5 protein-coding genes are annotated in these 11,677 nt (G+C 39.2%); all 5 read left to right on the top strand.

Translation table 11 applies throughout. The annotated features are described in order from the left end of the window. The first annotated feature begins 71 nt into the window (after positions 1-71). The 5 genes from IPM56_03360 (at position 72) to IPM56_03380 (ending at position 11,652) form a co-directional block, all read left to right on the top strand. Positions 72-3,113, top strand: coding sequence for a carboxypeptidase-like regulatory domain-containing protein (locus tag IPM56_03360; protein ID QQS37005.1), 3,042 nt, complete (start codon positions 72-74; stop codon positions 3,111-3,113). Positions 3,114-3,170: 57 nt separating this feature from the next. Further along, positions 3,171-4,931, top strand: coding sequence for a T9SS type A sorting domain-containing protein (locus tag IPM56_03365; protein ID QQS37006.1), 1,761 nt, complete (start codon positions 3,171-3,173; stop codon positions 4,929-4,931). A 144-nt stretch (positions 4,932-5,075) separates the two neighbouring features. Beyond that, positions 5,076-7,733 carry a T9SS type A sorting domain-containing protein gene (locus tag IPM56_03370; GenBank protein QQS37007.1) on the top strand — a complete coding sequence of 886 codons (2,658 nt, stop codon included), beginning with the start codon at positions 5,076-5,078 and terminating at the stop codon, positions 7,731-7,733. A gap of 304 nt (positions 7,734-8,037) precedes the next feature. Continuing rightward, entirely contained in the window at positions 8,038-9,768 is a 1,731-nt protein-coding gene (locus tag IPM56_03375; protein QQS37008.1) for an endo-1,4-beta-xylanase, read from the top strand. A gap of 30 nt (positions 9,769-9,798) precedes the next feature. Then, a complete protein-coding gene (locus tag IPM56_03380; GenBank protein QQS37009.1) occupies positions 9,799-11,652 on the top strand; it encodes a right-handed parallel beta-helix repeat-containing protein in 1,854 nt (617 codons plus the stop codon). The last annotated feature ends 25 nt before the right edge of the window (positions 11,653-11,677 follow it).

An 11,677-nucleotide genomic window follows, 5' to 3' on the forward strand; every position in this document is an offset into this window, starting at 1 on the left:
ATTGTGAAGAAAAATTATCAGACAACTTCACAAAAAAATTAAAAAGGAATTTAAAAGAGGAGGAAGGAGTTATGTCATTTTGCTACTCATTGAGTAAAGTATTGCTTGGTGCTTTAGTCTTTGTGCTTATTAGCACAGATGTTTTATCGGCACAAACGGGCACACTTAAAGGAAGGGTAACTGATAAAACAACAGGTGAAGACTTGCCCGGCGCCAATATAATTATTGAGGGAAGTACACTCGGGGCAGCAACTGATCTTGATGGCGGGTATTCCATTTATAATATTCCATCCGGCACACAGAGAGTGAAAGTTTCATATTTGGGATATGAACCTCAAACTCACGAGGTAAATATTCCGGAGAGAAAAACGCTGCAAATGAATTTCCAGCTTTCGGCAACTACTCTGCTCGGGAAGGAAATTGTTATTACTGCACAGGCTCAGGGTCAGCTTGAAGCTATCAATCAACAATTATCTTCTGATAAAATTGCCAACATAGTCTCTGAATCAAGGATACAGGAACTACCTGACTTTAACGCCGCACAGACCATAGGTCGTTTGCCTGGTGTATCCACTCTGCAAAGTTCAGGTGAAGCAAATAAAATTGTGATCAGGGGATTAGCACCACAATTTAATTCAGTAGAAATAGAGGGCTTCAAGCTTGCAACCACAGGCAGCACCAGCATCGGTGTGATTTCTCAAGGTAGTTCAACTGATCCCTCAAAATCAATTACGAATGACCGAAGTGTCGATATAAGTATGATCTCACCTTATATGTTAAAGACAGTAGCAGTATATAAGTCCTTAACACCTGATCTTAATGGTAACTCTATTGGTGGCACGGTTAATATGGAATTACGTGAAGCACCATCAGAGTGGCATACAGATTTGCTATGGCAATCAGGGTATACCGCCAAAAGTAAAGAGTATGGTAACTACAGGGCTGTAGGTTCGGTCAGCACAAGATTTTTTGATGATCTTCTTGGAGTCTACTTGCTTGGAAACATTGAAAGCTATGACCGAAATGCAGACAATATGGAAGGTAGATATAACGTACCGTTACTGAATGTAGGTGTAAATGGTTTTAGGGATATAAGAGCTACTTATGTCGAACAAGTTAGACATTTTGAGACCAGAAAACGTTATGGTGGAAATCTTATACTCGATTTTAAACTACCCTCTGGTTCAATAAAATCAATTAATATGTTTACTCGTTTGAATTCAAAGTTTGAAGACTTCAGACAATTCCTGAACTATTTTGAAGGAAGAATTAATTTTAATTACAAAACAGGGGAAAACGATATTGATGCTGCAATCAATACTTTAGTCTTTAATTATAATTATGAAGGTATTGAGTTTGATTTGAGATTTGCAAATACGTATGCATTTAACTCATTACCCAATTCACCGTATTTACAGTTTTTCCAGGATGCAGGAATAACAGTCCCGGTTCCTTTCAACACTATTCCTGAACAATTAACATCGTATCAAAGATATGAAGCAAGTGGAGGACATTCGGGTACATATCTTTCTACGGCTAATTTGTTCAGCACTCGTTATAAAGAAAATAATCAGGTTTACAAGACAAATATTAAAATTCCTCTCCCTCTTGGTCCCACAATTTCCGCCTATTTAAAGACTGGTGTTCAGTATGGTTATCAGAATCACTCAAATGATCAGGAAACCCCTTATGCCAATTTAAACTCAACTGGGTCTTATAATCAGTTCATAATGGATTCTCTTGCAGCCAGATATGGATTGCAGTTGGTTAATGGAAGATTCCCGGTTACGAATTTTACTGCTTCTGATAATGAACTATACAATAATTTTCTCGATGACAAATTCGGAAGGTTGTATTGGATGGCTGATCCATCAATACCAGTGGATATGACTTACTTCATTTCTCGCACTGCAGAGTTTTCGGGCATAGGCGGGGGACAAAATCCAGGTGGATGGTTCAATGGTCCATTCCAATCATTGGCAAATGATTATAAGTACAAAGAAAAATATTTTGCAGGTTATTGGATGACAGAGGTAAACATTTGGCGTTTTGGAATTGTTGGCGGTATTAGGTATGAGAATGTAAGGACGAACTATGAGGTTTATAACATGGTTGATGCTCGTAATCCGTTGGCTCAAACTATCGATACTGTAATTTCAACTCCCGACAATGAATTCTGGCTGCCAATGGTACAAATAAAATTCAAACCATTAGAATGGGTCGATGTCCGTTATGCCTATACTAATACACTCGCTCGTCCGGACTATCATCAATTATCACCTCGAATAGCGATGGATTATACTTTGAATAGCGTATGGGCAGGCAATCCAGATCTATTAACTGCTAAATCCTTTAATCATGATTTAATATTCTCATTTCACAATAATGAAATAGGGTTAATCACAGTTGGTGGATTTTGTAAGACTATAAAAAACTTTTCCTACTATACAACTTATTCTCTGCACACTACTGCTCCTGCCGGAATCAATACGATTTACGATTACGAAATAAATGGAGCTATACCTAAGGATGCCGCTAAAGTTTATACTTTTATTAACAGTCCATATGAAGCAACAGTCAAAGGAATCGAATTTGATTTGCAAACAAGGTTATGGTATTTACCTTTTCCTTTAGATGGAGTCGTATTGGGGCTTAACTACACTCACATTTCATCTGAAGCTACTTATCCACTTAGAAATGATAGGAGTCGTCCAAACCCCAACTGGTATCCTGGTTCAACTGAACCCAGAGTTATCGTAGAAGTTTTTGATAGCACAAGAGCAGGACGATTGATTTACCAGCCAGATGATATTTTGAATTCTTATATCGGATATGATTATGGAGGATTTTCTGCAAGAGTATCATTCGTATTTCAAGGTAATTCAGTCAGTTATATCGGAGGTTTCCCAGAAGAAGATGGTTTTACCAGAGACTATTTTAGAATGGATGCTTCGGCAAGACAAATTCTTCCCTGGGCTAATATCGAAGTGTACCTGGATATGTTTAATCTGAATAACAGAAGAAATGCATCTGCCCAGCAAACAATTGGCGGATTAACAAATGAACAATACTATGGTTTTACAGCAAACGTTGGTTTACGATACAGACTTTAACAAATAAAATATTTACATGAAAATTTTTATAAATCATAAAGTAGAAGGAGAATCTAAATGAAACATTTTTTCAAACTTCTGATTATTACTGTAGTACTGCAAACCACATTGTTTGCACAAACTATAGTTAACGTTCCCAGCGACGCACCAGGTAGTGCAGGTAACCTGAACAATGCCGTGCAGCAAGCAATAACGAATGGAACATTGTCCACCACAGTTTTTAATCTTGAGCACTTTGGTTACTATGTTCTGAGTGGTTTAATAACCATTCCAATGGGAGAACACTTAAGGATAACTGCTCCAGAACCCGGAACTACGCAGTTAACTTCTCCACCACAAATTTTATGGACGCCCGATGATTTGGTGAACAGAGATTTTATGTTCCAGTGTCTTGGTGATCTAACTATGAGTAATGTCTGGTTACGATACGCAGATGAATCCGGTGCGCAGGTTAGTTCACAAATCCGTTTTATCGGTGACACGCTTGGTACATCACAGGTAAGGGGTACTTTTGAAAATGTCATCTTTGATTACTCACCAACACCCCAGGTAGGTGCAGGCGGATCTGTAACAGTAACCGCAAATCATTTTGTTGGTAAATTTAAAAACTGCTACTGGAAAAATTGTATTGATACACACCTGCGATATTATGGCAGAGCAGTTTCCTTCCCTTATGAATCGACTAAATGGCACATCGATAGTTTGTTATTTGAGAACTGCACATTTTCAAATATTGGATATGTCTATATGCAGGAAGGAAGTGAGTATGGAGACAATGTTCACTTCAATCACTGTACATTCCACAACGTAAATATGTTTACACTTGAAAGCGGCTGGTGGTACAAGATGTCAGTTACAAACTCCTTGTTTGTTAACACATATATGTACGGAAAAAGACCTCTTGACGGTGATGCAATAAACGGAGGAACAATTAGTATCGCGCTTGTTGATAGCTTCGGTTTTACGGTACCATTTACTGATCAGGACAGACGGATACTATTCGCAAATAATAATTATGTGATTGAACCATGGTTAGTTGATTGGATGGCGAACAGCCCCTGGGCTCAGTTCCTTACTCAACAAAGAAGAGAAGATGAAATACCGGAACCACAGCCTATGCTCAATAACCAGACTATTGCTTTCTTCGACAGTGTTGACGGCGGTGGAAACAAAGTATATCCATATATGAATTCGGTCAATCTCTATGATGGAATTGATCCGGGTTTAATACTAAGCCCAACAAATATTGATTCTATAAAACCCTGGCTTAATTGTAAATGGGATTCAGGCTGTGATGTTAACTATGCATGGAAACCTGATAATGGATGGTTCCAGTTATGGCCGCTTGAAGAAAATATGGCTTATACAAATGATGTAATTAAAACCGCAGCACTTGGCGGATTCCCGTTAGGTGATCTCTACCGCTGGTGGCCTAATGAATATAATCTCTGGAAAGCACAGGCAGATGCTGAGTATCAAAAAATTTATTACGCACTTGAAACAGGTGATATATCAAATATATCAAGCGTAGAACCGCAGCCAGGTATTGTTCCGGCTGAATATCAGTTAGGACAGAATTATCCTAATCCATTTAACCCTGAAACAAAAATTGAATATTCAATTCCGGTTTCTGGTCATGTTACTTTAAAGATTTACAACATGCTCGGACAGGAAGTTGCAAGCTTGTTTGAAGGCGAGCAGAGAGCTGGTAACTACCTTGCTACATTTAACGCAGAAGGTTTGGCAAGCGGTATTTATATGTACAAACTGGAAGCAGGTAATATTTCACTTACAAGAAAATTTGTTCTGATGAAATGATGAGTGACCGGTAAGAGCTAATTATCCGGAGGTCATCTATCTCCGGATAATTTTAATGTCACTTTAATCATCAAAATATTTATTGAAAAAAAAACAGTTCATTAACATTCGGAAAATTATAAACAACTATAAGGAAGGAGCGTCATGAAAAGAGTTATATCTACACTAGTAACTCTGGTAATTGCACTTTTTGTGTTTAGTGAAATTTCCATGGCACAGACTCCGATTGATCAGTGGGGATCGATTGGCAGACATGGCTGGCCTATAATCAACAGTACAACCCCGGGAAATGCCGGAATGGGTGGAACGGGTTCACCACCTGCAGGCGCCTGGGCAACTTTGCGCGGTGGATTTGCGCCTCTAACTGCTACAACAACAAATGCGGTTGTTGTTACAGGTAAGGTTGAATTCGTAGGCGGAGGTCCAACAAGCTGGAGCGCATTGCGCTATGGAATTTTCAGACATGATAGTGCGGGTACTTTGATAAATCTGAATACTGATACCGTCCGCTGGTCAGGTTTAGAAAACAATGCTTACGGATATATGTTCTCGCCGCACAGCGGAACAAATGACCAGGTAAGCGGTAACGGCGGAAATGGTACGCAGTGGTCAGTAAACGGAGGAAGCTGGATAAGTACTTTCAGCGGAGGTAACTATACTTTAGGTGTTGTTAACCAGGCACCAGCTCGCGCACCAATGAGTGCAGGCATTTACAACTGGGCTTTCTCAGTCAGACCAATGGGTGATGGCACTCACGAAGTAAGATGGTACATCGTTAAAGAAGATAACGGTTACTGGTTCGGCGGAATCAGGATCGACACATCATCAGTCGGTTCCAATTCATATAATGGAGTTGTATTCGGTATTAACCCCGGCAACGATATTGGTACAACAGGATTAACCCAAGTAAACTTATCTGAAGTTCAGGCAAGTCTTGGTACACCAATAACGATTCCGGAAGCTCCATTCGAACCATTCTATGTTGAGGATTGGGGTTCAATTAACAGACATGGCTGGCCAATCATTCCGGGTGGTGTTATAGGTAACTGCGGAATGGGCGGAACAGGTTCAACACCAAGTGGTGCATGGGCTACTTTGCGAGGTGGTTTCATTGAACCATTAACGGCTACTCCGACAAGAGCAATCATTGTAACAGGTAAAGTAGAATTCGTAGGCGGAGGTCCAACAAGCTGGAGCGCATTACGATATGGTTTATTCAGACATGACAGCGCCGGCACGGTGCAATATGCTAACACCGATACAGCCCGTTGGGGAAGAATTGTAAACCCGGGAACAGATACAGCAATGTTTGTATCCGGTAAAGAGAATGATGCCTATGGTTTTATGTTCACTCCTCATAGCGGTACGAATGACCAGGTGAGCGGCAACAGCGGTAACGGTACACAGTGGTCAGTAAACGGCGGAAGCTGGATAAGCACATTCAGCGGTGGTAACTACACAATGGGTGTTATCAACCAGGCACCGGCTCGTGCACCAATGAGCGCCGGTACATACAACTGGGCTTTCTCAGTAAGACCTATGGGTGACGGCACTCACGAAATCAGGTGGTACATTATAAAAGATGATAACAGTTACTGGTTCGGCGGAACTCACATAGATACATCTTCAAGAGGGTCTGATGTTTATAACGGAATTGTATTCGGAATAAATCCCGGCAATGATATCGGAACAACAGGAATAACCGGTGTAAACCTGACAGATGTTTTTATTGATCTCGGTGATCCTATTAATGTACCTGAAGCTCCATGGCAAGGTTACTATCTTGATTCATGGGGATTTATGGGTGACAGAACAGGCGGATGGGATTTCTTACCCGGCGCAGTAATTGGTAATGCGGGAGCCGGCGGAACTCAGCCTAATACAGACTGGGTTGCAATGCGCGGCGGTCTAATAAGTACTGTTGATATTTCAGCAGGAAGAAAAATAACCTTCACCGGAAAAATGATTTTTGAAGGCGGCGGTTTTGAAGGATGGAGCGGATTACGTTATGGATTATTCTACGGAGAAAATCCCGGTAACGTAGTTGACGGAGATACAACTTTGGCAAGGTGGACAGGTTCAGAAGACAACCACTCCGGATATTTATTCTTACCTCCAAGCGGTACTAATGAACTTCCCATCTGGGCTGGTGTCGGCGGTGCCGGTTCATACGGCGGTGTAATTAATTCAACCTGGCTGATGACAAACGGATCTCAGAGTTATGTACTTGGTGCAAATGGTCAGCAGCCTGCAAATGCTGTTGCCGGACCGGGCACTTATGACTTCTCAATAAGTGTTGCTGATGTTGGTCCTGCTAATGAAATAATTTTCAATCTCGCTAAGGATGATGGAAGCTATACATTCAGCGGAACAAAATTAGATTATCACAATGTCATCGCAACCGAGAAGTTCAATGGTATTTACTTCGCGCTTAACAGTTGGGAAGGAAGTACAACAACTTCAATGAAAGTCATCGATGTATTTGTTGATCGTGAAGATGTTACAGGTATTGAAGACGAATTTGACGGTCAGATACCTGCAGCATACGATCTGAAACAAAACTTCCCGAATCCGTTTAACCCGGCTACAACAATTCAGTTTGCTTTACCGAGAAGCGGCGAAGTTAACCTGGTTGTTTATGATGTACTCGGTAAGGAAGTTGCAAGACTTGCATCAGGTGAATTCAGTGCTGGTACACATACAGTACATTTTAATGCTTCAAACCTGGCATCGGGTGTTTATTTCTATAAACTTGATACCGGTGATTTTGTTAGTGTTAAAAAATTATTGTTAGTGAAATAATGAAAGACTTCTTATCCTACTCTGAAATAACAGCAGGATAAGGGATCTATTTTGTAGAAGCCTGTCCGTAGATCATGGACAGGCTCTTTTTTTAGAATTATGAATGCGTTTTTTTTAATAAGTTTTCAATAAGAGCTGAATCTTTTTTGTAACTACTTTTTATTTCGGCTCAAAATTATTTCAGGTAATGCTTAGTTCTTTTGCTTCAACTGCCCGGAAAAAATTCCGCATGAAAAATGATAATTTCCGGCAGATATAAAATTGAGTTGAAATCCTGAATGTTCATTACCGGAAAGGCTGCAAAATGAGAGTTTCGTTAAAATCCTTCTTTAAAATTAATTTTTCTGCGTTAATAGTTTTGATCTTGCTGATGCTTTCAGCAAATGCCAGTGCACAATCAGATACAATTGAAACAAATGTTCCGCATCTTAAAGATGTATTCAGTGATGATTTTTATATCGGCTGTCTTCTCTCGTATGCTCACGTTGGTTTTCCTACTGATCCGTATGTACCCGGTCAGTCAAATGTAGTTGCTGCTAACGGTGGATATCTGATTAAGTATCATATGAATTCTATGAGCCCGGGCAACTGGATGAAGCCCGCGTACATTGTTGATATAACCGCGAGTGCGAATGCATATAGTTCAGCTTCCAATCAACAGGAAAGGGATTCAATTGATATTCATCCTGTAATTACATTCAACGGAAATATTATTGCTCAGTTGAATTGGGCTAAACGACAGGGATTTACTTTCCGCGGTCATACGTTAGTCTGGCATAGTCAAACTCCCGGAACTGCATTTTTCCGTTCCGGTTATACTGCGGGTGGAGTCAGACTTACAAAAGAGAAGATGACTCAGCGGATGGAAAATTTTATAAAAGAAGTCATAAGAATACTCCACGAAACCTGGCCCGGTTTACTTAGTGCAATGGACGTAGTGAATGAAGCGATCGATGATAATTCCGGTAACGTAAGAACAACAAATAACGAATGGTATACAACTTTCGGAGATAGCACATATATCATGAAAGCTTTTGAGTTCACAAGAAACTATTGCAATCAGTACGGTGAAACTCAAATGAAATTATATTACAATGACTATAACACGCACAGTTCGAGAAAAGCTGACGGCATCGTAAGACTTCTCACACCTATATATCAAGCCGGGTTGCTTGATGGTATCGGTATGCAGGAACATGATGATCTGTATTATCCGACTGCAACTGACTGGATAGCTTCGTACAATAAATTTTATCCTATCTGTGATGAAATGGCTGTCACAGAACTTGATGTAACAACAGGATCAGCAAATCCATCAGCTTCTGTTTTACAGCTTCAGGCAAACCAGTACGGACAATTATTTAAATGTTTTGTTGAAAGAAGTTTTTTTTCGGGTCGCGGTAAAATCATCAGTGTTTCAAAAGATGGTTTAAATGATCAGTGGACATTCAAAACAAACCAGGCTTCATCGCTGTGGAATACACTCAACAAATGTAAACCGGCTTTTTTCGATGTTGTAGATGTAGGAAATTATTTCAACGGACTTGATTCGCTGTATGCTTATTGCGATACACTGACAGAAATTAATTACACTCCGCAATCATGGAGTCAATTACAGGCGTACTTAACTGCCGCCGTTACAGTGACAAATACAAATTATACAGTTAATCTTTCTGCAGCAGATGCACTGGAGGAAGCTTATACAAATTTACAGGATGGAATTGAAGGTCTTCAATTAATAACCTCTGTTAATGATTTAGCCGATGTACCTGTTTCATTCACACTTGAACAGAATTATCCGAATCCTTTTAATCCTGAAACAAAAATTAATTATTCACTTGCGGAGAGCGGATATATTTCGCTAAAAGTTTATTCATTACTTGGCGAAGAAATAGCCGTGTTGTTTGAAGGTTACAAACAAGCAGGATTCTACGAAAGTATTTTTAACGCTGCATCTCTACCAAGCGGTATTTATATGTACAGACTTGAAGCAGGAAGTTTTACCCAAACAAATAAAATGATATTAATGAAGTAATCCATTTTATAAAATAAAATTGTTCAGGAGATGAAAATAAAATTTCACCATTTAGTTTTTCCTACACTGTTGGTTGTGTTACTATCTATAAATTTATTAGTAGCGCAACCTTCAGGGGGACCATACGGACCCATTCATCAGACATATGAATTACCAAATGTAAGCGGTAGTATTATTTATGTTTCAGTTGATGGAAGCATTAAGAGTAACGGTGAATCAATAACAAATCCAACTACCATTGAGTCGGCTTTTCAAAATGCAAATTCTGGTGATGCAATAATTCTTAGAGGCGGAACATACAGGACAGGCAATTTAATTTTCAACCAGGGAATAACTATACAACCATACCTTGATGAAAAAGTTATTGTTAAAGGAACTTATGTTGCTGATAAATGGGAAAATCTTGGCAACGGGTTATGGACTACCAAATGGAATTATCTCTTCCCCGAAAAACCCGCTGACTGGTGGCGGAGAAATCGTGAAGGGAAAAAAACACCGCTTCACAAATTCAATAATGATATGGTTTTTGTTGACGGAAAATTTCTTCAATCAGCAGGATGGGAAGGCGAGGTTGATGAAAATTCTTTTTATATCGATTATGAATCCGGTACAGTTTATATAGGAACTGATCCTTCTAGCAAACTGATCGAAATAACCGCATTTGATGCTGCGCTAATCAGAACAACCAAAGATGTCAACGGAAAAAAAACTGATAAAAAAGGTCCGGTGATAAAAGGAATTACGTTCACTCATTATGCTTACAGGGCAATTGAAATTGAAGGAACAGAACCCGAAGGTATTTCAAATGAAAAAGATCATGGCAAAGCAGTAATAGGAACAACGTTTGAAAATTGTTCAATTACTTTTTGCTCAAGAGTCGCCGGATATTTCAGAGGTGATTCACTTGTTATCCGTCATTGCAGGATAAGTGACACAAGTACAGAAGGTATTTATGTCATCGCATCAAATGATGTGCTGCTTGAAAAAAATATTTTTACAAGAAACAACATCGAGAACATCACAGGTTACTATCCTGCCGCAGTAAAAATATTCAATCAATCTTACCGCGTAACATGCAGAGATAATCTTGTTACAGAACTCCCAAATTCAAATGGCATCTGGTACGATGTAGGTAATGTGGATGGTGTATTTGTCAACAACTGGATACAGGATGTCGGAAGAAATGATTATGAAATCAGAACCGACCAGGTCTGGCCAAGTGATAACGGCTTCTTCTTTGAGATTTCAAAAGGTGCTGTTTGTGCCGGGAATGTTTTTGTTAATTGCGATCATGGGATTATGGTTCTTAATGCTTCTGATGTTAAAGTATATAACAATACTTTTTACAACAGCATAGTTTGCTTTGGAAGAAATGAACGAAGTGCGCAGGGTGATCATTTTGGTTGGCATCCAGCAACGGGTCCTGATGTTGATGAACGATTCGGACACGAGTTTGTAAACAACCTTATGTACTGCAGTGAAAATTTTAACAGACCATTGATGTTTGTCTGGCAGCCGGTATCACTTTGTTCAAAATTGAGTAAAGACCAGTTAGCTAAGTTTGATTACAATGAATTTGTATATAACTCAGATAAGAAAAAATCTTCAATGATATTATGGAGTCCGGCAAATAATGACAAATGCCAATCAGCGTTCAACTCAATAGATGAATTAAAAAATTTATATCCCGGTTATCTTTTAAAGAGCAGTAACGTTTTTGATTTTCAGGGTACATTATTCAAAAGTGTTGAGCTTGGAAATTTTCAACTTTCAAAAAACTATAAGAGAATTAATGGATCAACACTTCCTGATAATATTATGAAGGCAGTCAGGTTGAGTGGAAAAGTAAAACCTTACATTGGCGCATATCAATTCGATGAATAAAATTTTTGTTCAATAATGTTCCGGA

The sequence above is a fragment of the Ignavibacteriales bacterium genome, from assembly GCA_016700155.1.
In the GTDB taxonomy this organism is placed as follows: domain Bacteria; phylum Bacteroidota; class Ignavibacteria; order Ignavibacteriales; family Ignavibacteriaceae.